Source organism: Saccharothrix sp. HUAS TT1 (assembly GCF_040744945.1).
GTDB lineage: Bacteria > Actinomycetota > Actinomycetes > Mycobacteriales > Pseudonocardiaceae > Actinosynnema.
Genome location: NZ_CP160453.1, coordinates 94347 through 119121 on the forward strand (window position 1 = coordinate 94347; position 24775 = coordinate 119121).

At 70.9% G+C, this 24775-nt stretch carries 25 protein-coding genes and 2 tRNA genes; 15 read left to right on the forward strand and 12 right to left on the reverse strand.

The window, feature by feature from the left end:
- Positions 1–110: 110 nt before the first annotated feature.
- A complete protein-coding gene (gene tig / locus AB0F89_RS00460; RefSeq protein WP_367131422.1) occupies positions 111–1463 on the reverse strand; it encodes a trigger factor in 1353 nt (450 codons plus the stop codon).
- Positions 1464–2672: 1209 nt separating this feature from the next.
- Between tig and AB0F89_RS00465 the strand changes: the two genes are divergently transcribed.
- Together AB0F89_RS00465 and AB0F89_RS00470 are read left to right on the forward strand one after the other, a co-directional pair.
- The gene (locus tag AB0F89_RS00465) at positions 2673–3578 is read left to right on the forward strand and encodes a LysR family transcriptional regulator (RefSeq protein ID WP_141978685.1); all 906 of its coding nucleotides are present in this window, start codon (positions 2673–2675) and stop codon (positions 3576–3578) included.
- A gap of 89 nt (positions 3579–3667) precedes the next feature.
- Positions 3668–3919: a hypothetical protein gene (locus AB0F89_RS00470; RefSeq protein ID WP_367131424.1), complete on the forward strand. Its 252-nt coding sequence runs from the start codon at positions 3668–3670 to the stop codon at positions 3917–3919.
- Between the two features lie 57 nt (positions 3920–3976).
- Here the strand turns inward: AB0F89_RS00470 and AB0F89_RS00475 are convergent.
- A tRNA-Pro gene (locus AB0F89_RS00475) sits at positions 3977–4050 on the reverse strand.
- Positions 4051–4111: 61 nt separating this feature from the next.
- On the opposite strand from AB0F89_RS00475, the gene AB0F89_RS00480 reads away from it, so the two are divergent.
- Both AB0F89_RS00480 and AB0F89_RS00485 read left to right on the forward strand, forming a co-directional pair.
- Positions 4112–4185 (forward strand) — tRNA-Gly (locus AB0F89_RS00480).
- A 516-nt stretch (positions 4186–4701) separates the two neighbouring features.
- Positions 4702–5046 carry a VOC family protein gene (locus AB0F89_RS00485; RefSeq protein ID WP_367131426.1) on the forward strand — a complete coding sequence of 115 codons (345 nt, stop codon included), beginning with the start codon at positions 4702–4704 and terminating at the stop codon, positions 5044–5046.
- A 148-nt stretch (positions 5047–5194) separates the two neighbouring features.
- Here AB0F89_RS00485 and AB0F89_RS00490 read toward each other — a convergent pair whose 3' ends face one another.
- A complete protein-coding gene (locus AB0F89_RS00490) occupies positions 5195–5914 on the reverse strand; it encodes a maleylpyruvate isomerase family mycothiol-dependent enzyme (protein ID WP_367131428.1) in 720 nt (239 codons plus the stop codon).
- Between the two features lie 84 nt (positions 5915–5998).
- Here AB0F89_RS00490 and AB0F89_RS00495 point away from each other — a divergent pair, with 84 nt between their 5' ends.
- The gene (locus AB0F89_RS00495; RefSeq protein WP_367131430.1) at positions 5999–7207 is read left to right on the forward strand and encodes a GNAT family N-acetyltransferase; all 1209 of its coding nucleotides are present in this window, start codon (positions 5999–6001) and stop codon (positions 7205–7207) included.
- Between the two features lie 62 nt (positions 7208–7269).
- Entirely contained in the window at positions 7270–8034 is a 765-nt protein-coding gene (locus AB0F89_RS00500) for a hypothetical protein (RefSeq protein WP_367131432.1), read from the forward strand.
- Positions 8035–8039: 5 nt separating this feature from the next.
- On the opposite strand, the gene AB0F89_RS00505 is transcribed toward AB0F89_RS00500, so the two are convergent.
- Entirely contained in the window at positions 8040–8843 is an 804-nt protein-coding gene (locus AB0F89_RS00505; RefSeq protein ID WP_367131434.1) for an Fpg/Nei family DNA glycosylase, read from the reverse strand.
- Entirely contained in the window at positions 8843–9310 is a 468-nt protein-coding gene (locus AB0F89_RS00510; protein ID WP_367131436.1) for a ribose-5-phosphate isomerase, read from the reverse strand. Before AB0F89_RS00510 ends, AB0F89_RS00505 begins: the two co-directional genes overlap by 1 nt.
- Positions 9311–9337: 27 nt before the next feature.
- Between AB0F89_RS00510 and AB0F89_RS00515 the strand changes: the two genes are divergently transcribed.
- Positions 9338–10051 carry a 2-phosphosulfolactate phosphatase gene (locus AB0F89_RS00515; protein ID WP_367131439.1) on the forward strand — a complete coding sequence of 238 codons (714 nt, stop codon included), beginning with the start codon at positions 9338–9340 and terminating at the stop codon, positions 10049–10051.
- Between the two features lie 151 nt (positions 10052–10202).
- Here the strand turns inward: AB0F89_RS00515 and AB0F89_RS00520 are convergent, their stop codons facing one another.
- On the reverse strand, positions 10203–11558 hold the full coding sequence (locus AB0F89_RS00520; protein WP_367131441.1) for an aldehyde dehydrogenase family protein: 1356 nt from the start codon (positions 11556–11558) through the stop codon (positions 10203–10205).
- Positions 11559–11628: 70 nt separating this feature from the next.
- Entirely contained in the window at positions 11629–12252 is a 624-nt protein-coding gene (locus tag AB0F89_RS00525; protein WP_367131443.1) for a disulfide bond formation protein DsbA, read from the reverse strand.
- Between the two features lie 217 nt (positions 12253–12469).
- Here AB0F89_RS00525 and pepN point away from each other — a divergent pair, with 217 nt between their 5' ends.
- From pepN to AB0F89_RS00540, 3 genes are all read left to right on the forward strand, one after another.
- Positions 12470–15031: an aminopeptidase N gene (pepN, locus tag AB0F89_RS00530; protein ID WP_367131445.1), complete on the forward strand. Its 2562-nt coding sequence runs from the start codon at positions 12470–12472 to the stop codon at positions 15029–15031.
- Between the two features lie 74 nt (positions 15032–15105).
- Positions 15106–15336, forward strand: a complete 231-nt coding sequence (locus AB0F89_RS00535; protein WP_367131447.1) for a hypothetical protein — start codon at positions 15106–15108, stop codon at positions 15334–15336.
- On the forward strand, positions 15326–15637 hold the full coding sequence (locus tag AB0F89_RS00540) for a type II toxin-antitoxin system PemK/MazF family toxin (RefSeq protein ID WP_367131449.1): 312 nt from the start codon (positions 15326–15328) through the stop codon (positions 15635–15637). Before AB0F89_RS00535 ends, AB0F89_RS00540 begins: the two co-directional genes overlap by 11 nt.
- 132 nt (positions 15638–15769) lie before the next feature.
- On the opposite strand, the gene AB0F89_RS00545 is transcribed toward AB0F89_RS00540, so the two are convergent.
- Complete coding sequence (locus tag AB0F89_RS00545) at positions 15770–16618, reverse strand: helix-turn-helix domain-containing protein (RefSeq protein ID WP_367131451.1); 849 nt, start codon at positions 16616–16618, stop codon at positions 15770–15772.
- A gap of 222 nt (positions 16619–16840) precedes the next feature.
- On the opposite strand from AB0F89_RS00545, the gene AB0F89_RS00550 reads away from it, so the two are divergent.
- Both AB0F89_RS00550 and AB0F89_RS00555 read left to right on the forward strand, forming a co-directional pair.
- Positions 16841–17683, forward strand: coding sequence for a helix-turn-helix domain-containing protein (locus tag AB0F89_RS00550; protein WP_367131453.1), 843 nt, complete (start codon positions 16841–16843; stop codon positions 17681–17683).
- Positions 17680–17844, forward strand: a complete 165-nt coding sequence (locus tag AB0F89_RS00555) for a DUF397 domain-containing protein (RefSeq protein ID WP_367131454.1) — start codon at positions 17680–17682, stop codon at positions 17842–17844. The genes AB0F89_RS00550 and AB0F89_RS00555 overlap by 4 nt, the downstream gene beginning before the upstream one ends.
- 49 nt (positions 17845–17893) lie before the next feature.
- Here the strand turns inward: AB0F89_RS00555 and AB0F89_RS00560 are convergent, their stop codons facing one another.
- Together AB0F89_RS00560 and AB0F89_RS00565 are read right to left on the reverse strand one after the other, a co-directional pair.
- Entirely contained in the window at positions 17894–18376 is a 483-nt protein-coding gene (locus AB0F89_RS00560; RefSeq protein ID WP_367131456.1) for a DUF5130 family protein, read from the reverse strand.
- Positions 18363–18608 (reverse strand): hypothetical protein, encoded by a 246-nt coding sequence (locus tag AB0F89_RS00565; RefSeq protein WP_367131458.1) that lies wholly within the window; start codon positions 18606–18608, stop codon positions 18363–18365. The genes AB0F89_RS00560 and AB0F89_RS00565 overlap by 14 nt, the downstream gene beginning before the upstream one ends.
- Positions 18609–19177: 569 nt before the next feature.
- Between AB0F89_RS00565 and AB0F89_RS00570 the strand changes: the two genes are divergently transcribed.
- Positions 19178–19411, forward strand: a complete 234-nt coding sequence (locus AB0F89_RS00570) for a hypothetical protein (protein WP_367131460.1) — start codon at positions 19178–19180, stop codon at positions 19409–19411.
- Positions 19412–19428: 17 nt separating this feature from the next.
- On the opposite strand, the gene AB0F89_RS00575 is transcribed toward AB0F89_RS00570, so the two are convergent.
- Entirely contained in the window at positions 19429–20094 is a 666-nt protein-coding gene (locus AB0F89_RS00575; protein ID WP_367131462.1) for an HNH endonuclease, read from the reverse strand.
- A 152-nt stretch (positions 20095–20246) separates the two neighbouring features.
- On the opposite strand from AB0F89_RS00575, the gene AB0F89_RS00580 reads away from it, so the two are divergent.
- Complete coding sequence (locus tag AB0F89_RS00580) at positions 20247–22340, forward strand: prolyl oligopeptidase family protein (RefSeq protein ID WP_367131464.1); 2094 nt, start codon at positions 20247–20249, stop codon at positions 22338–22340.
- A gap of 67 nt (positions 22341–22407) precedes the next feature.
- On the forward strand, positions 22408–23253 hold the full coding sequence (locus AB0F89_RS00585; RefSeq protein WP_367138626.1) for a mechanosensitive ion channel family protein: 846 nt from the start codon (positions 22408–22410) through the stop codon (positions 23251–23253).
- Between the two features lie 36 nt (positions 23254–23289).
- On the opposite strand, the gene AB0F89_RS00590 is transcribed toward AB0F89_RS00585, so the two are convergent.
- The gene (locus tag AB0F89_RS00590) at positions 23290–24654 is read right to left on the reverse strand and encodes a hypothetical protein (protein WP_367131466.1); all 1365 of its coding nucleotides are present in this window, start codon (positions 24652–24654) and stop codon (positions 23290–23292) included.
- Between the last annotated feature and the right edge of the window lie 121 nt (positions 24655–24775).

Here is a 24775-nt window from a genome sequence, read left to right on the forward strand (position 1 = left end):
TGCCTGCCTAACTTTGCCGACTAGCTGTGCCGAAAAGAGTCTCGTAGCAACGACCTTAACGAAGGCGGGCGGCGTCGACGTCCCGACACCGCCCGCGTTCGCTCAGGGCTTCACTCCGCGTTGGCGGGTTCCTCAGTGGACTTGGTCTCCCCGAAAAGCTCGTCGAGGTCGAGGGTGTTGCCCTCGGAGTCCGTGACGGTGGCCTGGCGCACGACCGAGGCCAGGGCCTTGCCGCGGCGCACGTCGGCGAAGATCGCGCCCAACTGGCCGGACTGCTGCGCCCGCTTGACGTACTCGTCGGGGCTGATGCCGAACCGCTGGGCCTGGTAGATGATCCGCTCGGTCAGCTCGGCGTCGGTCACGTTCAGCTGCTCGGCGTCGGCGATGGCGTCCAGCACGAGCTGGGTCTTGACCGCCTGCTCGGCGGCCTCGCGCACCTCGGTGTCGAACTGCTCCTGGGTCTGGCCCTGCTCGGCCAGCCACTCGGCGAAGCGCGCCTCGTCGTGGTCGAGGGCGTGGATGGCGTCGTGCGCCCGCGCCTCGACCTCGCCCTGGACGACGGCCTCGGGCAGCGGCACCTCGACGCTGGCCAGCAGCGCCTCCAGCACCTTGTCCCGGGCCTGGACGCCCTGCTGCATCTTCTTGACCCGGCCCAGGCGGGTGCGCAGGTCGGTCTTCAGCTCGTCCAGCGTGTCGAACTCGCTGGCCAGCTGGGCGAACTCGTCGTCCAGCTCGGGCAGCTGGCGCTCCTTGACCGAGTTCAGCACCACGGTGACCTCGGCGTCGCGACCGGCGTGGTCGCCGGCGACCAGGGTGGTGGTGAAGTTCTTCGACTCGCCCTCGGAGGCGCCGACCAGGGCGTCGTCGATGCCCTCCACGAGCTGGCCGGAGCCGATCTCGTAGGACAGGCCGGCGGTCTTGGCCTCCTCGACCTCCTCGCCGTCCACGGTCGCCGACAGGTCGACCACGACGAAGTCGCCGGTCTCCGCCGGGCGCTTGACGCCGGTCAGGGTCGCGAAGCGGGCGCGCAGCTCGTCGAGCTGGGTGTCCACGTCCTCGTCGGTGACTTCCTGGTCGTCGACGCTCACGCTCAGCTCGCCGAACGCGGGGACGGTGATCTCGGGGCGGACGTCGACCTCGGCGGTGAACGCCAGCGACTCACCGTCCTCGATCTTGGTCACCTCGAAGTCCGGGCGGCCGAGCGTGCGCAGCTCGCCGGAGCTGACGGCCTCCAGGTACTTGGCCGGGATGGCCTCCTGGACGACCTCGTCCAGCACGGGCGCGCGGCCGATGCGGCTCTCCAGCACTCGGGCGGGGGCCTTGCCGGGGCGGAAGCCGGGGATGCGGACCTGCTTGGCCAGCTTGCGGTACGCGCGGTCGAAGTCCGACTTGAGCTCGTCGAACGGCACCTCGACGTTGATCCGGACCCGCGTCGGGCTCAGGTGCTCGACGGTGCTCTTCAACGTGGTCTCCTCGTAACGGGCAGGACGTGCGGAACACCCCGTGAACGCGTAGGGGCGCGCCGGGATTCGGGTTCGAGTCTAGGCGGTCGGCCGGCGCGGCGGCGCTAGCACCCCGGGTCCGGGGGCCGCAACCGCGCGTGACGGCGGCGGCGCGGTGCGTTCGGGGCTTTGCCGGGCGCAATGTGGCGGGCGGCGTGAATAGCGCCGCGGAATTCTTGTCGGCGGTGGAATTACGCCCGTCCGGACACCTCGTGGACCCCTTCACGGACGTCTTCGTGGACGTCTTCGTGGACGTCTTCGGGGCGTCGTCCGGGGCGCGTCCGGGGCGCGTCCGGGACGTCGCCGGGGGGACCGCTGGGGCGCGGTGAAAATCACAACAGTGGTTCTTAACCGCCCTCGCCACCGTGCCGGGCGTCCCGAGGTGTGAGCACGACCGCCACGGACGGGCGACACAACCGCCTCGGACCAGCTCTCCGCAATTCAGCGGTTCCGCCAGGGGCGGTTTGGCCGCTCCTATGCCTCTGAACGGGGGATCGACAAAGCTGTTCGCTAGGCCATTCGAGTGGCACTGGGAGCCGAGAGCGGGGCGGTCGACGTCTGCACCGAGCAGGAGCACGATCGTGTCGTGTAACACGGATGCCGTAGGGACGACTAACGTTCTGCAACCAACAACGAGGGGAGGTTCGGCGGAAAGAGTGAATTGAGGCCGTTTGGAGCAACCCTTGGCAGAAAACTTTCACTTGTCGAGATGACTCCACTCGCCGTAGTCCATTAGTGTGGGTTTCAGGTAGCGTGACGCCCGGATCCGCATGTTGGACCAGCAATAATTCACGTTGCCGGACGTTCTGGGGGGTCAGCAGCGGACGCAACCGGCAACCGGGACCGACAGGAACGAGCGAGAAATGTCATCGAGCTCTTTAACCACCTACCAAGACAAGGTGCCGATGACCCGATGAGATCCATTCCGCCGCTGCCGAACACCAACCCAGGACAACCGCTGGGCACCGACCGCCACCCTGGCGCCCGACGGTGCCCGGAGACGTCACCCGGCCACCGCCAACCACCCCTCGCGGTAGCGCGGCGATGTTGATCGACCAGGCTTCGCGCACGTAGACAGCGCAGCCCGGTCAACTGCCGCCACGCACAAGAGATCACGGCGCCGTCCTACCCGACGCCGTGGACCACTTACACGCACCGTTGGGGAGCTCCATGGAGACGCGTCAGCTTTTGGCGTTCACAACTGTGGTTCAAACGGGCAGTTTCACCAAGGCAGCCGCCACGCTGAATTGCTCACAACCGACTATAACCACCCGGATCAAAGCACTCGAAGAGACCCTTGGCGTGCCTTTGTTCCGGCGACTTCCACGCGGCATCCAGATGACTTCCGCCGGTGTCGAACTACTGCCGTTCGCGCGGAACATCATCACCCTGACCGACAAGGCCAGGAAAGCGATCACGATGAACGGCGAGCCGCACGGCAAGCTGGTCATCGGCAGCGCACAGAGTCTGACCGACTACCGTCTGCTACCACTGATCGAGTACATGTGCTGGCGCTACCCGAGCGTCCAGATCTCGCTCCACTCCCGCAACACCCAGGCCAACCTGACCTCGGTGCGCGAGGGGCGGCTCGACTGCACCTTCTTCATCGGCTCCGTGGAGCCCCGCGAGGGGTTGGAGACGACGGTGCTGTGCCCGGAGCCGTTGGTCATGGTCGCCGGCCCGACCCACGCCTTGACCAGGCGTTCGGTGATCACCGAGGACGAGCTGCGCGGGAGCACGCTCATCCGGGCCGAGAACGGCGCGAGCTACTACGAGCAGTTCGAGCAGGCGCTGGGCCTGCAGGAGGCCGAGTCGAAGTCGCCGGTGCTGGCGCTGGACTCGATCGACGCCGCCAAGCGGGCGGTCGCCTCGGGTCTGGGGATCTCGCTCGTCCCCGAGGTGACGGTCGCCGCCGAGCTGGCGGACGGCAGGCTGTGCCGACTGCCCTGGGTCCCGCCGTTCCGGGTGTACACGCAGTTCGCGTGGCGCCAGGACAACTCGACGAACCCGTCGGTGACGGCGCTCGTGTCGGCGGCGGCGCAGGTGGTCAGCGAGCAGGTGGCGACTCCGGCATGACACTGGGGAGCCGTTCTTGAGCACCCGGGCGCGGGTGTGCTCAAGAACGGCCCGCGTTTCGCGCGGCGGGCGTCGGGTAGCTCGAACCCATGACCGTCGAGGCGAGTGACCTGCGAGAGCTGCTGACGTCCGACCTGCCGGACCCGAACCTGGTCCTGGTGGAGGGTCGGTTGGAGGTGGTCAAGGTCGACGACCTGGACACCGACGACTACCGCGGCGCCATGCTGCTGCTGTCGAGGGCCGAACTCCTGGCCCGCGGCGTCGACGAGACCTCGACCGACGACGAACTCGAACGCCAGGCCGCGGCGGTCTCCACCGCCGTCAACGAACTGGGCGGCTAGCCCACCGGGGGGCAGGTGAAGCCCTGACCAACCTCACGGCTGGCCAGGGCGCGACCGTCGGGGCGACAGGATTTGAACCTGCGACCCCCCGCTCCCAAAGCGGGTGCGCTACCAAGCTGCGCCACGCCCCGGTCCACCCCACCCTATCGCGACCCGCTAAACTGATCCCGCGCCCACCCCGGTAGGCGCGATGCGGGTGTAGCTCAATGGTAGAGCCCCAGCCTTCCAAGCTGGTCATGCGGGTTCGATTCCCGTCACCCGCTCCAGCCTCTTCTTGCTGGTAGAGCCCTCACTCACCGTCCCACGTGGACGGTCTTTTGCTTTCTACGACTTCCCCGTGCCCCTTCTCGGCACTCACCAGAGCCTCGATCCCCGCCTCAATGCTCCGCCCCCGCTCCTCCCTGGCATGGAGTGAACACCTCTTGCGGACCTTCAAGTTGAGCAGGCGAGGTGTGGACCGGTGGGGGTGCTTGGACGGTGCGGCCACTCGGTTGGGTTGGCGGGAGGTTGGCCGGTGGGGCAGAAAGGGGAGGGGGTTGGTTGAGGTGGTGAAGGTGCAGGGACGGAGTTGTTGTGCCCCAACGGGATTGTGGGGTGGTGGCTTCACGCGGATGAGGTGGGGGTTTGGGTTGACGAACGGGTGCGGTGGGGTCCTACAGTCGTTTTGGCTGCCTTGATGTCACCCCAGACTCGTGCGGAGGCCGTCGAAGTGGGTCGCCGGGAAGAACAGTGGCTTGGGATTCCCGGCGGCCCGCACCACTCCAGCCGTCATGATGGGAGGTATGCGTCTCGATCAGATCGTGGTGGACTGCCTCGAACCCGCACGGCTCGTCAGGTTCTGGGCGGGGTTGCTCGGGGGGCGGTCTGTGGAGCGGGAGCACGGTTGGGCGCACGTGGTTCCGCCCGGGTGGCCGAGGATTTCGTTCCAGCCGGTGCCGGAGGTGAAGGCCGTCAAGAACCGGTTGCACCTGGACATCGACGTGGACGACATCGCGATCGCCACCGAGCGGGCCGTTGAGCTGGGCGCTGTGCGGCAGGGCGCGGTTCAGACCGATGAGCAGGGGAGCTTCCAAGTGCTCCTCGACCCCGAGGGCAACGAGTTCTGCTTCGTGAAGCCCCTCCGATAACTCTCACGACGTCACCGCGCGCCACAGGGCCTCGCCGAAGCGCACCGCCAGCACCACCGCGAGAACACCGATGGCGAACGTCACCAGGCATCTCAGGATCACGCGCAGCTTCGTCACGCGCACAGTCTGCCCCTCACCCCACCACTTATCAGCCGGTTGCCGCCGCCACTGCGGCCCGCAGCGCGCGCACGACCACCACATCCCCCTCCACCGACAACTGCTCCTCCCCCACCCGCCCCCACAACCACAGGTCCACCGTCGACGCCGACCCGCTGACCACGGCCGCCGCGTCGGCTCCGGGGCAGTAGTCCACGACCCCCTCGTGCAGCGCCACGGTCCACTCCCGCCCCGGCACGCGCAGCGTCACGGCCCTCCCCGACGCGTGGGCGCCCGGCGGCTGGTGGCAGCCCAGCCACAACCGCAGCACCTCGTCGATGCCGTCGGCCGCCAACCCCGTCTCCAACGGCGCCGCCAGGCCGATCGCGGCCTGCGCGTCGACCCGGTGCACGGCCGTCTCGTGCGCCATGCGCCGCAGCCAGAACCCCAGCGTCCGGTCCCACGGGCACCACGTCGCCGCCGGTGACGCCGCGCGCGCCGGGTCCAGCACCGCGATCAGCGACGCCGCGCCGACCCGGTACCAGTCGACCAGGTCCGCGTCACCGGGAGAGCACTCCCAGCCCACCGGACGCGCGCCGCGGGCGATCCACCTCGCCACCATCCGGTGGATGGAACCCAGGTGCACCAGCAGGTCGGCGACCGTCATCCCCGGGCACGCCGGCACGTCCCGGCTCAACGGGGCCAGGTCGGCCGCGACCGCCAACGCCGCCGCTTCGACGCGGAGCGCTACCGCCAACGAGTGGGCGTCCATCGCCGCAGCATCGCGGACCGGCCGTCCTCCGGGCGACCCCTGAATTGCGTCGCGACGGACCGGCGACCGGCGTATGAACGGGTAATGGCGCTCACACTCCGCACCCTGACCCCGGCCGACCTCCCCGAACTGCAGCGGGTGGTCGACACCGCGTTCCTCAACGACCCCGCCGAGGAGCGGTTGGAACGATGGCGTGACATCTTCGAGCCCGAACGCCACCACGCCGTCTTCGAGGACGACGAGATGATCGGCGTGGGCGGCATCCAGAGCCGTGAGATCACCCTCCCCGGCGCCGGTCCGCAGCCCTTCGCGGCGGTCACGTCGGTGGGCGTCAGGCCCGGTCACCGCCGCCGGGGCGTGCTCACGCGCATCATGAGGGCGCAGCTGGACAGCATCCGCGACGAGGGCCGCGAGGGCATCGCCGCGCTGTGGGCGTCGGAGGCCGCGATCTACCCGCGCTTCGGCTACGGGCTCGGGGCGGAGTTCACGAGGCTGGAGGTGCCGCGAGGGGCGGCGTTCCGCCCCGGGGTGTCGACCGGTGACGCGCGGGTGCGCGAGGTGCCGCGGGACGTGGCGATGCCGGCCATGAAGGTCGTCCACGAAGCCGTCCGACCCGGCCGCACGGGGTGGTTGAGCCGGACCGACGGGTTCTGGGACCACCAGTTCGCCGACCTCGAACGCGACCGCGGCGGGCTGAGCGCCTTCCGCTACGTCCTGCACCCGGACGGGTACGCGGTCTACCGGGTCAAGTACGACTGGCAGGAACGCGGTCCGCGCAACGAGCTGCACCTGCGGGAGATCGCGGCGCGCACCGACGAGGCGTACGCGGCGCTGTACCGGTACCTGCTGGACGTCGACATGATCGGCGAGCTGAAGTCCTACACCGCCTCCGACGACCCGATCACCCACCTGCTGGAGGACTCGCGGCTGGCGTTGCGCGGTCGGGCGGACTCGCTGTGGGTGCGCGTCGTGGACGTCGACCTCGCGCTCACCCAACGCCGGTACCCGTCGGACGTGGACCTGGTGCTGGAGGTGACCGACGACTTCTGCCCGTGGAACGCGGGCCGGCGGCGGTTGACCGTCGAGGGCGGTGAGGCGACCGTGCGGCGGGTGGACGACGAGCCGGACGTGGTGCTGGACGTGCAGGCGTTGGGCGCGGTGTACCTCGGTGGGACGAAGCTGGCCGCCATGGCGCGAGCCCAACGGGTGCGCGAGGTCACGCACGGTGCCGTGAACGCCTTGTCACACGCCTTTTCGGGTGATCGGGACCCCCACTGCCCGGAGGTGTTCTGACCGGTTTGGGAACCTCTGCGGCTCGCGGGCCGTTCTCCGGGCAACAGGCACCGGGAGGGTCGATGACCACCACGATCGTGTTGCTCGTGCTGCTCGCCCTGGTGGTGGGCGTGGGCTGGTACTTCGCCCGGTCCGCCGCCGAGAAGCGGCGCCGGGAGCTGGAGGACGCCCAGGCCGACGCCCGTCGCTGGGTCGAACGGCTCGGCGGCCAGGTGATGAACCTGACCGGCACGGACGTGGCCTCGCAGCAGGCGCTGGCCGACGCGTCCGAGCGGTTCACCGCGGCCGGGTCGCAGATGGAGCAGGCGCGCACGGTGGAGCAGTGCCGCCTGGTCACGCAGACCGCGATGGAGGGCCTGTACTACGTGCGGGCGGCGCGCGTCGCGATGGACCTCGACCCCGGCCCGGAGCTGCCGGACCTGACCGGTCAGAGCCGTGCGGGCGCGGTGATGGAGGAGCGGGACGTCACGGTGGAGGGCCACCGCTACGTCGCCTCGCCGCGGCCGGGCTCGCACACCCCGCACTACTACCCCGGTGGTGTGGTGGCGGGTCGCCCGGTGCCGCAGGGCTGGTACTCGGAGCCGTGGTGGAAGCCCGCCCTGGTGGCGGGCGCGTGGGGCTTCGGCTCGATGCTGCTGTTCAGCGCGATGTTCACCGGCATGGTCGGCGTGCCCGCCGCGGTGGCGGCCGAGGACCCCGGTGGCGCGGACGGCGGTGACGGTGGCGACGGCGGTGACGCGGGCGGTGACGCCGGTGACACCGGTGGCGACTACGGCGGGGATTACGGCGGTGGCGACTTCGGCGGCGGTGACTTCGGCGGGTTCTGACCGGGTCAGGGGGCCTGGCAGGTCGGGCACCAGTAGAGGTTGCGCGCGGCGACCTCGGCGGTGGTGATCGGGGTGCCGCAGATCAGGCACGGTTGACCGGTGCGGCGGTAGACGTAGACCTCGCCGCCGTGCCGGTCGTCGCGCGGGGGGCGGCCCATGACCTCGGGGCGGTGTTCCGGGCGGACGGTGTCGATGTGGCCCGCCTCGACGCCGGCGCGCATGAGCACGGTCAGGTCGAGCCACATCGCGTCCCACAGGGCCCGGTCGACCCGGTGGCCTTGCACGAACGGGTGGACGTTGTGGCGGAACAGGACTTCGGCGCGGTAGACGTTGCCGACGCCCGAGAGCACCGACTGGTCCATCAGCAGCACGGCGATGGACTGGCGTGAGCGGGCGACGCGGGCGTAGGCCACCTCCGGCTCGGCGTCGTCGCGCAGCGGGTCCGGGCCGAGGCGGGCGCGCAGGGCGTCGACCTCGACGTCGGTCAGCACCTCGCAGCGGGTCGGGCCGCGCAGGTCCGTCCAGTGCGTCGGTCCGACCAACCGCATCCGCACCGCGCCGACCGGCTCGGTGACCGGGTGCGGCGACTCGGTGAACGTGCCGTAGAGCCCCAGGTGGACGTGCACGGTCGCGTCCGGGCCGTAGACGTGGAACAGGTGCTTGCCGTGCGCCTCGGCGCGCTCGAACAGCCGGCCGTCCACGAGGGAGGCCGCGAACCTGCCCTGCGGGCTCGACACCCCGACCGTCGAGCCCGCGTAGCGGCGCTGGTGCAGTTCCGCGAGGCGGTGGAGCGTGTGACCTTCGGGCATCAGGGCAGGGCCGGAGCCTCGCCGGTGCGCTCGTAGTCGCGGAGGATGTCGATCCGGCGGGCGTGCCGCTCCTGGCCGGAGAACGGGGTGGCGAGGAACGCCTCCACGATCGCGACGGCCTCCTCGGTGGTGTGCATCCGGCCGCCGACGCCGATCAGCTGGGCGTCGTTGTGCTCGCGGGCGAGCTTGGCCGTCTCCACGCTGTAGGCCAGCGCGGCGCGGGCGCCGGGGACCTTGTTCGCGGCGATCTGCTCGCCGTTGCCGGAACCGCCGATGACGATGCCGAGGCTGCCCTGGTCCGCGACCACGCGACGGGCCGCCTCGATGCAGAACGGCGGGTAGTCGTCCTCCGCGTCGTACACCTCGGGGCCGACGTCGACCACCTCGTGGCCGGTGTCGGTCAGGTGCTTGACGAGGTGGGTCTTCAGCTCGAAGCCCGCGTGGTCCGATCCCAGGTAAACGCGCACGTCAGCAAGTCTGCCATCCTTGGTCGCGTGTTCGCTCAAGAGGGTTCCCGGCTTCGGCTGGAGTGGGGTGCCGAGGGGGTCGCCGCGCTCGGGGGGCAGTGCGCGGTGCTCGTGGTCGTGGACGTGCTGTCGTTCTCGACGGCGGTGGACGTGGTGGTCGCCCGCGGCGGTTCGGTGCGGCCGGTGCGGTGGGCGGACCGGGCGTCGGCGGCCCGGCCGGCGGACCCGTCGTGGACGTTGCGGCCGTCGTCGCTGGTGTCGGTGCCGACGGGGGTGGAGCTGGAACTGGCGTCGGCCAACGGGGCGACGCTGTGCTCGCTGGCCGCTTCGACGGGCGCGGTCGTGCTGGCCGGGTGCCTACGCAACGCGAGTGCGGTCGCGGCGGCGGCGCGGGAGTTGGCGGCCGGTGGGCCGATCGGGGTCGTGCCGGGTGGTGAGCGGTGGGGCGTGACCATCTCGGAGTCGGGGGAGGGCGGACCGCTGCGGCCGGCGGTGGAGGACCTGCTCGGCGCGGGCGCCGTGGTGGCGTCGCTGCTGGGGTACGGCTCGGCGTCGGTGGAGGCGGCGCTGGCGGCGGAGGTGTTCGCGCGGTCGTCGGTGGCGGACGTGCTGGCCGGGTGCGTGTCGGGCCGTGAGCTGATCGCCGCCGGTCACGCGGGTGACGTGGCCCTGGCCTCCGAGGTCGACGTGAGCACTGCCGTCCCCCGCCTCACCGACGGCGTCCTGCGCGCCCACTACTAACCCGCGAGAGTCCAACGCTCAGCGCGCGAGAGTCCAACGTTCACGCACCCTGAATTCAACGCTCAGCCACCGACGGCCGGGTGCTGAGCGTTGAATTCAGGTGCGCTGAGCGTTGGACTCTCGCGCTGCGAGCGTTGGACTCTCGCGGGGGTCAGCGTTGGATGGACTTCAGTTCGGTGAACTCGGACAGGCCGTGGTGGCCGAACTCGCGGCCGTTGCCGGACTGGCGGTAGCCGCCGAACGGGGCGCTGGTGTTGAACGCGGCGCCGTTGATGTCGACCTGGCCGGTGCGCAGGCGCCGCGCCACGGCCAGCGCGCGGTCGGCGTCGGCGGAGAAGACGGCGCCGCCCAGGCCGTAGATGGTGGAGTTGGCGATGCGCACGGCGTCGTCCTCGTCCTTGTACGGCATCACGGACAGCACCGGGCCGAAGATCTCCTCCTGCGCGATCGTCATGTCCGGCCGGACACCGCCGAACACGGTCGGCGCGACGTGGAAACCCACGGGCAGGGGGCGTTCGGCTCCACCCAGGGCCAGCTGCGCGCCCTCGGAGACGCCGCGCTCGATGTAGCCGACGACGCGGTCGCGCTGGGCGGCGGTCACGGCCGGCCCGAGGCGCGTGCCGGGGAGCGCGGGGTCGCCCGGTTCGTACTTGGACGCGGCGGCGACGGCGATCTCCAGCGCCTCGTCGTGCCGGGAAGCGGGCACCAGCAGGCGGGTCCACGCGCTGCACGCCTGACCGTTGTTCATGAACGCGTTCGCCACGCCGATCTTCACCGCGCGGGTCAGGTCGGCGTCGTCCAGCACGACGTTCGCCGACTTCCCGCCCAGCTCCAGCGCCACCCGCTTGACCGTCTCGGCGGCCAGCGCGGCGACCCGGCGACCGGCCCTGGTCGAACCGGTGAACGACACCATGTCCACCATCGGGTGACCGGCCAACGCCTCGCCGACCACCTGGCCCGTGCCGTGGACGAGCGTGAACACGCCCTGCGGCACGCCGGCCTCGTGCAGCACCTCCGCCAGCAGGTCGGCGGTCATGGGCGCCAGCTCGCTCGGCTTGAGCACGACGACGTTGCCGGCCGCGAGCGCGGGCACGACCTTGGCCACCATCTGCTGGAGCGGGAAGTTCCACGGGGTGATGGCGGCGACCACGCCGATCGGCTCGCGCAGCACCAGCGAGTTGCCGACCTCCTCGCCGTCGAGGTACCCGTCCGCGAGCACGTCGACCACGCCCCGGGTGATCCCGAGCGGGTTCGGCACCTGCACCCGCGAGGCGAACGTGATGGGCGTGCCCATCTCGGCGGTCATGGTGGCGGCGAACTCGTCGGCCCGCGCCCCGAGCAGGTCGGCGAACCGCCGCAGGACGTCCAGCCGCACGTCGAGCGGCGTCGCCGCCCACGTCGGGAACGCGGCGACGGCCCTGGTCACGGCCGTGTCCACGTCACCGGCCGTGCCGGCGCGGACGGTGCCGACGACCTCTTCGGTGGTCGGGTTGACGACCTCGATCACTGCGCACTCCCCTGCGGAACGGTGTGACACTCCAAGACGAAATCAGCCCCAGAGTGTCACACCGAAGGCGTCAGGAGAAGTCCAGCTCACCGGTCCGGGTGCGCTTCAGCTCGAAGAAGTGCGGGAAGCCCGCCAGCGCGCGGGCGCCGTCGAAGATCTTCACCGCGTCCTCGCCGCGCGGGATCTTGGTGAGCACCGGCCCGAAGAACGCCACGCCGTCGATGTGGATCGTGGGCGTGCCGACGTCCATGCCCACCGGGTCCATGCCCCGGTGGTGGCTGGCGCGCAGCTCCTCGTCGTGCTCGTCGGTGTGCGCGGCGGCGGCCAGCTCGGCGGGCAGGCCGACCTCCTCCAGCGCCAGCTCGACGGCCTTGTCGTACTCCCGGTCGCGACCGAGCCCGTCGTTGTGGATCTTGGTGCCGAGCGCCGTGTACAGGTCGCGCAGCACGCCGTCGCCCTTGAGCTTGGCGGCGGCGATCGCGACCCGCACCGGGCCCCAGCCCTGGTCGAGCATGTCCCGGTAGTTGGCGGGCACGTCGCGGCCGTCGTTGAGCACCGACAGGCTCATGACCCGGAAGTCCAGGTCGAGGTCGCGCTGCTTCTCCACCTCCAGGATCCACCGGGACGAGATCCACGCGAACGGGCAGATCGGGTCGAAGTAGAAGTCGACCTTCGTGCGTCCCTCTGTCGACATGCGGTGTCCCCTCCGTGGCTGTTCGTGTCCATCTGCCTGGTCCGACGTTCCTCATCGTGCTCAACCCGGCGACCGCGCGCAGTCTTCCCTCGGACGCCAGTCCACTTCCGCGGGTCCCACGTGATTGGATGCGACTGTCGTGTTCACCGACACGACACCATTCCCGTTCCGACGAGGTCGGCTCCGAGTTCCCTGGCGCCGGCAGACGAGGTGACCAGTGGCGGCACCCAACCTCACCCGCGACCAGGCGCAGCAGCGGGCTGCGCTGCTGGAAGTCGACTCCTACCGGATCGAGCTGGACCTGACCGACGGTGGCGGCAAGCCCGGCGCGGACACCTTCCGCTCCACCACGACGGTTGCGTTCCGCAGCCGGACGCCCGGCGCGTCCACCTGGGTCGACGTCGTGGCCGCCAACGTGCACCGCGCCGTGCTGAACGGTCACGAGCTGGACGTCTCCGCGTACCGCGAGGAGGACGGCGTCCACCTGCCCGAGCTGGCGGAGGTCAACGAGCTGACGATCGAGGCCGACTGCCGGTACATGAACACCGGCGAGGGCCTGCACCGGTTCGTCGACCCGGTGGACGGCGAGGTCTACCTGTACTCGCAGTTCGAGACGGCGGACGCCAAGCGCATGTTCGCCTGCTTCGACCAGCCCGACCTGAAGTCGGTCTACGACCTGACCGTGACGGCCCCGCACCACTGGAAGGTCGTCTCCAACTCGGCGATCGAGTCCACTGTGGACGGCGGCGGCGGCGCGGACCGGCACGTCTTCGCGACCACCAAGCCCATGTCGACCTACCTGGTCGCGCTGGTCGCGGGCCCGTACGCGGAGTGGCGCGACGAGTTCAGCGACGGCGAGACGACGATCCCGCTGGGCATCTACTGCCGCGCGTCGCTCGCGCCGCACATGGACCACGAGCGGCTGTTCACCGAGACCAAGCAGGGTTTCGGCTTCTACCACGGCGCGTTCGGGGTCAAGTACCCGTTCGGCAAGTACGACCAGTGCTTCGTGCCCGAGTTCAACGCGGGCGCGATGGAGAACGCCGGCTGCGTCACGTTCCTGGAGGACTACGTCTTCCGCAGCCGCGTCACCCGCTACCTGTACGAGCGCCGCGCCGAGACCGTGCTGCACGAGATGGCGCACATGTGGTTCGGCGACCTGGTGACCATGCGCTGGTGGGACGACCTGTGGCTGAACGAGTCGTTCGCCACCTGGGCGTCGGTGCTGGCGCAGGCCGAGGCGACCGAGTACCGGCAGGCGTGGACGACGTTCGCCAAGATCGAGAAGTCGTGGGCGTACCGGCAGGACCAGCTGCCGTCCACGCACCCGGTGGCCGCCGACATCCCGGACCTGCAGGCGGTCGAGGTCAACTTCGACGGCATCACCTACGCCAAGGGCGCCTCGGTGCTCAAGCAGCTGGTGTCCTACGTGGGGCTGGACAACTTCCTGTCCGGCCTGCGGGTGTACTTCGGCAAGCACGCCTGGGGCAACGCCACGCTGGCCGACCTGCTCGGCGCGCTGGAGGAGGCGTCCGGCCGCGACCTGTCGTGGTGGAGCGCGCAGTGGCTGGAGACCACCGGCCTGAACCTGCTGCGCCCCAAGTTCACCGTCGACGCCGAGGGCCGGTTCACCGAGTTCGCGGTGCTGCAGGGCGGCGCGCGGCCGGGTGCGGGCGAGCTGCGCACGCACCGGCTGGCGATCGGCGTCTACGACGCGGACGAGTCGGGCAAGCTCGTGCGCGAGCACCGGGTCGAGCTGGACGTGTCCGGCGAGCGGACCGAGGTGCCCGACCTGATCGGCGTGCACCGGGGCAAGCTCGTGCTGGTCAACGACGACGACCTGACCTACTGCACGATGCGGCTGGACCCGGACTCGCTGGCCTCGCTGATCGACCACATCGCCGACATCGCCGAGCCGCTGCCGCGCACGCTGTGCTGGTCGGCGGCGTGGGAGATGACCCGCGAGGCCGAGCTGAAGGCCCGCGACTTCGTCAACCTGGTGCTCGGCGGGCTGCGCTCGGAGTCCGAGGTCGGCGTGGTGCAGCGGCTGCTGCTCCAGGCGCAGACCGCGCTGTCGTCGTACGCGGACGCGTCGTGGCGCGACGAGGGCTGGCGCCGGTTCACCTCGACCACGCTGGAGCTGGCGCGGGCCGCCGAGGCCGGTTCCGACCACCAGCTGGCGTTCGTGAACGCGCTGGCCGGGTCGGTGCTGGACGAGGGCGCGCTGGCCGTGGTGCGGGGCTGGCTGGACGGCACGGACGTGCTCGACGGCCTGGACGTCGACACCGACCTGCGGTGGCGGCTGCTGCACGCGCTGGTCGCGCACGGCGCCGCCGGGCTGGACGAGATCCAGGCCGAGGAGGAGCGCGACCCGACCGCCACCGGGCGGCGACGGGCCGAGTCGGCGCGGGCGCTGCGGCCGACGGCCGAGGCGAAGGCCGAGGCGTGGGACCGGGCGGTGAACGACGACGAGCTGCCGAACGCGGTGTCGGAGGCGGTCATCGCGGGCATCCAGCACCCCGGCCAGAAGCAGCTGCTGCAGCCGTTCGTGCAGCGGTACTTCGCCGACGTGGCCGACGTGTGGGAGCGGCGGTCCAGCGAGCGGGCGCAGTCGATGGTCGTCGGGCTGTTCCCCTCGTGGTCGATCGCGAAGGACACGGTGACGGCGGCCGACGAGTGGCTGGCCGAGGAACGGCCGCCCGCCCTGCGGCGGCTGGTGTCGGAGGGTCGCGCGGGCATCGTGCGCGCCCTGGCGGCCCAGGAGTTCGACCGGTCCTGAGCCCATGTCGTGTGACGTGCGGTACCACTCGAACGTGTTACCGCACGTCATACAATTCGTAGTACGCTGAGCACATGGGCACCATCACCTTTCGCCCGGACGCGGAGACAGAACGCGCGTTGGCGGCGTTGACGGCCAACGGCCGCAGCGCTTCGGCTGCGATTCGCGAGGCCCTGCTCCTGGCAGCCAAGGTGCAGCAGGCTGAGGAGTTGCGCGCAGAAGCGCTGGCGTTGGCGGCCGACCCGGACGACGTGGCGGAAGCACATGCCGTGCTCGCCGATCTGGAGCCACTGCGTGCGTGGTGAGGTCTACCGCCTTCGCGCTCCGCGCAACGCGACCGAGCACGAGCAGCAGGGCAGCCGCTACGCGGTCGTCGTCCAGTCGAACGCGCTCCCACTGAGCACGTGGCTCATCGCGCCGACTTCGACGTCGGCCAGAGCGGCATCGTTTCGTCCTGAGATCGAGTTGAACGGGAAGTCGACCAGGGTTCTCGTGGAGCAGACAACCGCTGTGGACCCGCAGCGCCTGGGCGATGTGGCCGGCAGGCTGACACTGCATGAGATGGACGCGGTCGATGCCGCACTCCGCATCGTGCTGGACCTCTGAGCCGAAGGTCCACCCGGCAAGCTTGCCGGGTCGACAGGTGGCGCTCCAGGCGTCGCCCCGTTCGGTTTCCAGCGCGGGTGCGCCTGTGAGGTGAACGGGTTCATCATCGCCTGGTAGGAGCGCCGGGACGCCCTAGCGGTGGTCCTTGTCGTAGGCGTCGGCCCAGCGGGCGAAGACGTCGCGCGACTGGGCCGGGGTGAGGACCATGCGCTCCAGGTGCCGCATCTTGGTCTGGTAGGCCAGGACGGCGTTCGGGTCGTCGTGGAAGATCGTCGCGGTCTCCGTCTCGGCGTAGGCCATCGCCTTGCTGGGCGCGGGGAACGTCAGCAGGGTCGCCGCGTGGCGCAGGGACTCGTGCGACTGCGCGCTCATCGGGACGATCCGCGGGCTGAACCGGGGCCAGCCGCACATCAGCGTCAGGCGCAGCAGCTGGTCTCGCATGACCTTCGAGTCGCCGACGACCACCCGCAGCGCGGCCTCGTGGATGTAGATGACCGTCTCCGGGCCGCCCGGCCTGCGCAGCGCGTCCTGGCGGACCATCCGGGCCTGCACGACGTCCCGGTCGCCGGTCAGCGCGAGGGCGTAGTCCTCGGTCTGCGCGACACCGGGGATCGTCAGCGGCTCGTAGGTGGTGAGCGTGCGGGCCGTGTACTCGTGCAGCGCCAACGCCGTGAGCGCGTCCGGCGTCGGGCCGTGCAGGCGCAGGAAATTGCCCGTGTCGATCTCGGCGGCGATGGCCATGATGCGGTCGCGGGTCGGCTTGTCGGCGCCGCAGCGGCCGAGCAGCGTGCCGATTTCCCACGCGCTCGTGCCGCGACTGCCGGTTTCCAGCTTCGACAGCTTGCCCAGCGACCAACCCAGCGCCTCGGCCACGAATGCCGACGACAACCGGGCCCGGTGGCGGACCCGGCGCAATTCCTCGCCCAATTCCCGGCTGCGCGCGGTGCTCAGGCGGGCAGGCGGCTTTTCATCGGTTTCCATGTCACCCCTAGCTCTAGGTGTGTGCAGAATGTTCGGGAGGGGCACGGCGGGTGGTGGCATCGTGCGGAACCTGCGGGTCCCACCACCCGCCGTGCATGTCCGGCCAAGCGTGCGGGCTTGCCGGTGGCTTGGTGCACAACAGACTGTCCGGCGTGGAACAACCGGTCAATACCCTTTTCGAGCGAGAGACTGGACCACTGGTCCAGCCCTAAGCTGCGATTCATGAATCGCAATACCTCGAAATCCATCGCCCTGGGCGCGCGTCTCCGCAACGCCCGCGAGTCCAACAATCTCAGTCAGCGCGCACTGGCGAAGAAGATTGGTGTCGTGCATTCGTTGCTCTCGCGCAACGAAAGCGGGCAACGGGTTCCGACCCGCGCCGAGGTCGTCCGCATCCTCGAACCCCTGTACCTACCGGATCGGGAACGCGAAGAAATCCTGGCGATGACCGAAGACCCGGACGGCTCGCCGCTGGCGATCGTCGAACTGCCCCACCGGCGCGTGCAGCTCGCCGCTCTGGTGGAGGTCGAGCAGATGGCCAAGGAGGTGGTGAGCTGGTCGCCGCTGATCATCCCCGGCCTGCTCCAGGTCAGTGCCTACACCCGCACGATCATGGAGGCCGCCCGCATCCCCGACGAGGAGATCGCCACCCGCGTCGCGGTCCGGATGGGGCGGCGGGACATCCTCACCCGTCGCAACCCGGTCCAGTACACCGCCATCATCGGCGAGGGCGTGCTGCACCAGGAGTTCGGCAGCCGGGAGGTCATGGCCGAGCAGTTCGACCACCTGCTGATGATGAGCGCGCACGAGAACGTCGACCTCAGGATCATGCCCACCGCCACGGGCTGGCACCCGGGTCTCAGTGGCGCCTTCATGCTGCTGAGGTGCGACGGCACCTCGTTCGCCCACATGGAGAACCACGTCAGCTCGGTGTTCGTGCAGGAGCCTGAGGCGGTGGCCGACTTCGAGGCGTGCGTGCCAAGGTTGCTGGAGGTCGCGATGAGCCCGCAGGAGTCTTTCGAGTTCATCGCGAAGGAGGTGCAGCGGACGACAGGAGTCGCATGACACTTCGGTGGAAGAAGTCCAGCAAGAGCGTCAGCGATAGCGCCTGCGTCGAGGTGGCGAACCACCTCGGCGCGGTGCGGGACAGCAAGAACCCCGGGGTGGTCCTCGGGGTGAGCACGGCCAGGCTGAGGGCGTTCGTGGACGCCCTCAAGGCCCGGTAACGGCAAAGGCCCCGGCTCGTGCGCCGGGGCCTTCACTTCACGAGCGGGTTCACGCCCTGGGCGCGTGCCCGGCCTGGTCGGTCAGCATCCGCAGGCCGCTCACCAGGCCGCCTGCGAGGTCGCCCTCCTTGAAGGACGCGACCATGCTCATGACGGCCAGCTTCGTGCCGCGATCGGGGATGCGGCGGTGCGACTCGTCACCGGTCACCACCTCGACCTTGCGCTCACCGGGCGACACCGCGACGAGCACGGCGTGCGTCGGGCGCGGGGTGCTCGCGTGCAGCTCCTCGGCCTTCGCGCGCGAGTCGGCGCCCAGCCCGCCCAGGTAGACGCTGAAGTCCAGCCCGGTGGTGCGGCTGGCCAGCGTCAGCGCCTCGTCCAGGCTCGCCAGCTGCACCGGCGTGAACGGCAGGATCGGCGCGTGCGGCTCGTACATCTTCGCGGCGGACACCCGGCCGCTGTTGGTGACGGCCGCGCCGACCGGCAGGGTTGACGGGTCCACCTCCACCCTCGTCAGCTCACCAGTTGCCACGGGCACCTCCCTTGGCGGTACGGCCCTCGGCCGGCGCCGCGACGGCCTGGTGCGCTCCACCGGGCAAGCCGCCGGGGTTCGCGGTCCACCAGACGGTGGGGTAGTTCCACTCCTGGCCCGGGCGGTACCGCTGGATGCGGGTGGCCTTCGGCCTCAGCGTCAGTAGCGTGATCACGCCGTAGATGGCCAGCGGGATCAGCGCGAAGACGAGCACGGTCTCCACGATGGTCACGCTGGTTACGGTAACCGATCGGCCTGGTCACGTCCGGGCGAGGGCACCGTTGTGGTGTCGAGGAGGTCCGGCGGGGTCCTCCGGCGGTCGTTCTATCTGTGAACGAGACCCCCGTCGCGCGGTCCGCGATCACGCGTATGGCGGTTACCAAGCCGTGGGACGCCCCGGCGGCGGCCGGGACACCGCGCCGCGCACCGTGACGAGCCTGGGCACGTGGCATGGACGCGAGTGATCCTCCCTACGCCCTACCTGGGACGACGTCACCCTCGGTACTCATCGGTGCCGAATGAACCAGCTCGACCGCTCGATCGTCGCAGTGCGTACACCCGGACGGCCTTCGCCCGGACGGAGGCGAATGGCGGCCGGTTTGGCGTCTTGTCCCGAGCCCAGTCGGCTTCTAGCTTTTCACCTGTACGGGTCTTGCGCATCCGATTCCGGAGACCAATACCCGCCCGATGAGTCTCGGAGGACACGACATGTACACCATGAACCTCGTTCTGGTCGCCGCCCTCACCCTTTCGTCGTACACCCAATCGGAGCAGACCGTTACCACTGTTCAGCCTCCGAGCGTGCTCGCCGACTCCGTCCGCATCACCTCCGACGACTCCGTCCGGATCACCGCGATGGGCTCTGTGCGCATCACGTCGGGATCTGTGCGCATCACGTCCGACTCCGTGCGCGACACGTCCGACTCCGTGCGCATCACGTCGGGCTCGGTGCGGATCACGTCCGGCTCCGTGCGGATCACGTCAGGTTCCGTGCGCATCACCGAAGGCCCCCAGGACGTGGTCCTGGCGGCCTGAGGTGGGGCACGTCGTCGCTAAGCCGCGGGCTCGCCCAGGTACGGCAGCCACAGCGGGTCGGCCTCGGTGACGCCGGCCAGCAGCCGCCAGTGCGGCCCGCGGGGCGCGTTCGGCACCACGCGCAAGCGCCAGCCCAGCTCCGAGAGGAGCTTGTCGGCCTTGCGGTGGTTGCACTTCGCGCAGCAGGCGACGCAGTTGGTCCACGAGTGGGGTCCGCCGCGACTGCGCGGCACCACGTGGTCGATGGTCTCGGCGCGCCCGCCGCAGTACGCGCAGCGGTACCGGTCGCGGTGCATCAACCCGGCCCGGGTGAGCGGCACCCGACCGCGGTAGGGCACCCGCACGTAGTTCGCCAGCCGGATCACCGACGGCACGACCACCGCGGACGTCGAGGAGTGGACGACGGCGCCCGCCGGGTCGCCGTGCACCACCTCGGCCTTGCCGCACACCACGAGCACCACCGCGCGCCGCAGCGGCAGCGCGGTGAGGGGTTCGAACGTGGCGTTGAGCAAGAGGACCTTGCGCCTGCCCCAGGGCAGCACCACGGGGGCCGGACCGGCTCCCCGCCCGTCGGCCACGGCGTGCACGGTGGTCACCGCGAGCTGCTTTTGGCCGGACGGGACCGACGACGCGATCCCGGCGTTCACCAGGGCGCCGATCGGGGTGGGTTGTCGGTCTGGCACGCGACCACCTCCACCGGTTCAGCCATAGCAGACCACAGATCGACCCCAAAAATCACCTGTGATATGTGACGTGTCACGAAGCTCTGCGCGAAACCCGGGTGAACAGGCACCTATCGAAGATGGTTTTCATCAGCCGCGCTACCCTCGGCGAGGTGACCGATGCCTCCCGCGCAGCGCTGCCTGCGACGATCACCTACCCCGCCGCGCCGCGGCTCGACCTGGTCGAGGACCTGCACGGCCACGCGGTCGCCGACCCCTACCGCTGGCTGGAAGACGCTGCGGACCCCCGCACCGAGGAGTGGTCCGCCGAGCAGGACTCGGTGGCGCGCTCGTGGCTGGACGCCCTGCCGGGGCGCGACCCGCTGGCCGACCGGCTGGCCGAGCTGATGCGGACCGGTTCCGTGGGCACGCCGGTGTGGCGGGCCGGTCGGGCGTTCTACACCCGGCGCGGCCCCGACCAGGACCACCCCGTGCTCTACGTGCGGGTGGACGGCGTGGAGCGGGTGCTGCTGGACCCCTCGGCGCTCGACCCGTCCGGCCGGACCACCCTCGACCGGTGGTCACCCTCCCGGGAGGGCACGCGGCTGGCCTACCAGGTGTCCGTCGGCGGCGACGAGCACTCGCTGCTGCACGTCGTGGACGTCGACACCGGCGAGCTGCTGGACGGGCCGGTCGACCGCTGCCGGTACTCGCCGGTCGCCTGGCTGCCCGGTGGCGAGGAGTTCTTCTACGTCCGGCGGATCGACCCGGCGCTGGTGCCCGAGGACGAGCAGCAGTTCCACCGCCGGGTGTGGCGGCACCGGATCGGCACGCCGGCGTCCGACGACGTGAACGTGCACGGTGACGGCCTGGACCACACGTACTACTACGGGGTGTCCCTCTCCGAGGACGGCCGGTGGCTGATCGTCAACGGCGCGCCCGGCACCGTGCGGCGCGACTCGGTGTGGATCGCCGACCTGGCCGGCTCCGGCGAGCTGACGCCGGTCGTGCGGGACGAGGACGCCGTGCAGTGCACCGCGTGGGTCGCGCCGGACGGCCGGCTCTACCTGTGGACCAGCCTGGACGCGCCCCGGTTCCGGCTGTGCGTGGCCGACCCGACGACGCCGACCGAGTGGACCGAGCTGGTCGCGGAGCAGCCGGACTCGGTGCTGGACGCGGTGACGTGGCTGGACGGCTCGCTGGTGCTGCTGCGGACCAGGCACGCCGTGTCGGAGGCGCACCTGCACTCCCCCGCGACCGGCGAGCACCTGGGCGAGGTGCCGCTGCCCGGCACCGGGTCGCTGCACGGCTTGTCCACGGTCGACGCGCTGACCACCGCCGACCGGGACGTGCTGTGGTTCGGCTGGTCGGACTTCACCACGCCGCTGTCGGTGTACCGCTACTCGCTGTCCACCGGCCGGACCGAGCTGGAGGCCGCCGCGCCGGGGGCGGTCGAGCTGCCGCGGGTGACCACGCAGCAGGTCGAGTACGCGTCGGCCGACGGCACGGTCGTGCGGATGTTCGTGGTGTCCGGCGAGCAGCACCCGGACCTGCCCCGGCCGGCGCTGCTCACCGGCTACGGCGGCTTCGCGGTCGGCCGCGGGCCGGGGTACAGCGCGACCACGCTGGCCTGGGTCGAGGCGGGCGGCGTGTGGGCGCACGCGTCGTTGCGCGGCGGTGACGAGGAGGGCGAGGAGTGGCACGCCGCCGGGACGCGCGAGCGCAAGCAGAACGTGTTCGACGACTTCCACGCGGCGGCCGAGCGGTTGGTCGCCGACGGCTGGACCACCCCGCAGCAGCTGTCGATCACGGGCGGCTCGAACGGCGGGCTGCTCGTCGGCGCGGCGCTGACCCAGCGTCCCGAGCTGTACGCGGCGGTGGTGTGCTCGGCGCCACTGCTGGACATGGTGCGGTACGAGAAGTTCCTGCTGGGGCGGCTGTGGGCGGAGGAGTACGGCTCGGCGTCCGTGCCGGAGGAGCTGGCCTGGCTGCTGGACTACTCCCCGTACCACCGGGTGCGGCCCGGAGTTGAGTACCCTTCGGTGCTGTTCACGGTCTTCGAGTCGGACAGCCGCGTGGACCCCAACCACGCCCGGAAGATGTGCGCGGCGCTCCAGCACGCGACGTCGAGTGATCCGACCAAGCACCCGGTGCTGCTCCGCCGCGAGACCGAGGTGGGGCACGCCGGCCGGTCGGTGAGCCGGTCGGTCGGCCTGGCCGTGGACCAGTTGACCTTCCTGGCCTGGGCGACCGGCCTGGAGTTGTGAGCGGAGGACTGTTCGAGTGCAGGTGCTTGACGTGGACGTGAAGTCGACCCTCGCCGTCGAGTGGTGGATGACCAACGGGCCCAAGATCGCCGAAGGCGCGTTGCGGATCGCGTTGACGTTGATCATCGCGGTGGTGATCCGGTTCCTGCTCCGCCGGCTGATCGACCGGATGACCCGCGGCAGCGGCGACCGGAAGCCGAAGCTGCTCAAGCCGCTGCGGGAGCGCGCTCCCCAGGCGCTGGGCGCGCTGGTCTCCGAGCGGCGCGAGCAGCGGGCCAAGACCATCGGCTCGGTGCTCAAGTCGTTCGTCACGATCATCGTGTTCGGCGTGGCGTTCATCCAGGTGCTCACCGAGCTGGGGATGAACCCCGCGCCGATCCTGACCTCGGCGGGCATCCTCGGCGTCGCCATCGGCTTCGGCGCGCAGAACCTGGTCAAGGACTTCCTGTCCGGCATGTTCATGATGCTGGAGGACCAGTACGGCGTCGGCGACGTGGTCGACCTCGGCCCGGCCACCGGCACGGTCGAGTCGGTGGCGCTGCGGATCACCACGATCCGCGACACCAACGGCACCGTCTGGTACGTCCGCAACGGCGAGATCCTGCGGGTCGGCAACTCCTCGCAGGGCTTCGCGGTGGCCGTGGTCGACCTGCCGCTCGGGTACGGCGCGAACCTGGCGTCGGCCACCGAGGTGCTGGACAAGGCCGTGGTGGACGCCGTGGACGAGGAGACGCTGGCCAAGGACGTCATCGACAAGCCGCAGGTGCTCGGCGTGGAGAAGGTCACGCCGGAGGGCATCACCATGCGGGTCACGGTGAAGGTCCGGCCGGGCCGGCAGTGGGCCGTGCAGCGGGCGCTGCGGGCCAAGCTGATGCCGGCGCTGGACGAGGCCGGGATCTCGCTGAAGTCCTAGCCGGGTGGTGGCCGGCGCTCCCGCCGGCCACCACCGTCAGGCCGCGGCGAGGGTGTCGGCCAGCAGCCGCGCGTCCTTCGAGCGGGCGGCGTCGGCCTCGGCGCGGTCGCGGACGGCCCTGATCCGGTCGGAGGTGCGGGTCGAGCTGATCCGGCCGGCCGGGCTCAGCAGGGTGGCCGCCAGCCGGTTCGCCTCGGCGTGCTCGCCCTGCAGGACGCGGACGCCCACCAGCGAGATGACGTCGAACAGGTTCGACCGCCGGTAGGTCTCGCGGCGCAGGCGAAGGGCCTCGGCGAGGTGCGGTTCCGCCCTGCCCGCCGCTGCCGGGTGGTGCTCGGCGGCGGTCCGGTACGCCAGCGCCGCCATGCCCTCCAGCCCCGCCCGGTCGAAGTAGGACAGCCACGGGGGCGTCGCGCCCGGGTCGGCGCGCGAGAAGTGCTCCTCCGCCGCGCCGACCGCCCGGTCCACCGCCCGGACGTCGCCCAGGGTCGCGTGCGCCCACGACTCGCAGGTCAGGAGCATGGCCGACACCACCGGGTCCAGCCCACCCGAGCCCCGCCCGGCCAGCGCGACCAGGGACAGGGCGTCCCGCGGCCGGCCGACGTGCACCATCTGCCGGGCCATCCGGGACAGCACCTCGACGCCGAGACCGGTGTCACCGGCCCGCTTCGCGCAGTGCAGGGCCAGGGTGAAGTACCGCTGCGCGGTCGCCTGGAGGCCGACGTCGTGCGACATCCACCCGGCCAGCCGGGCCAGGTCGGCGGTCGAGCGGAACAGCCGGCGGGCGATCGCGTCGGGGTAGGCGTGGTCCAGCAGGTCGGTCATCGCCTTGAGCTGCCCGACCACCGCCTCCCGGTACAGCCCGCCGCCGCGCTTGGCGTCCCAGGCCCAGAACGTCCCGGTCGCGGCCTCGATCTCGGCGATCTCGGCGGCGCCGATGCGTCCCGGGCCCAGCGCCGGCGGCGAGGCGTCGTCCGCCGGGGCGTCGTCCGCCGGGGTCAGCCAGCCCGCCAGCCTGCCCTCCAGCACCGCGCCCGTGGCCAGGGCGGCGGTCGCGCCGAGCACGTCCCTGCGTTTGATCATCAGATCGCTCCTGGTGAAGTCCTGCAACGTCGTGACCAGCGTTCGGTGGTCCCACGCGACCCGGTCGCGGTTCGGCGCGAGCCCCAGGTCGGCCGGGGTGAGCGGGTGGCCGGCCCGGTCCGCGAGCAGTGCCGCCAGCAGGTCGGGGACGGGGTGCCGGGGCCGTTCGCCCTCCAGCCAGCGGCGGACCCGGGAGCTGTCCGGCGCGACGTTGAGGCCCCGCGCCTGGCCGAGCCGCCCGATGGCGCGCGCGAGCTCCGACTGCGTCCACCCGCCCAGCCGGAACCAGTGGCGGAGCTGGTGGTTGGCGTCATCCACGTCGTGCCCTCCCTCCCGGCGGATCACCGGCCCAGGATGGGGTGCCGCGCGGTCCGCGCACCACGGATCGGGGCGGTGCGCCAACCGTTCGCCAAGCGCCGGGGAGGCCGTTCGGGAGGTG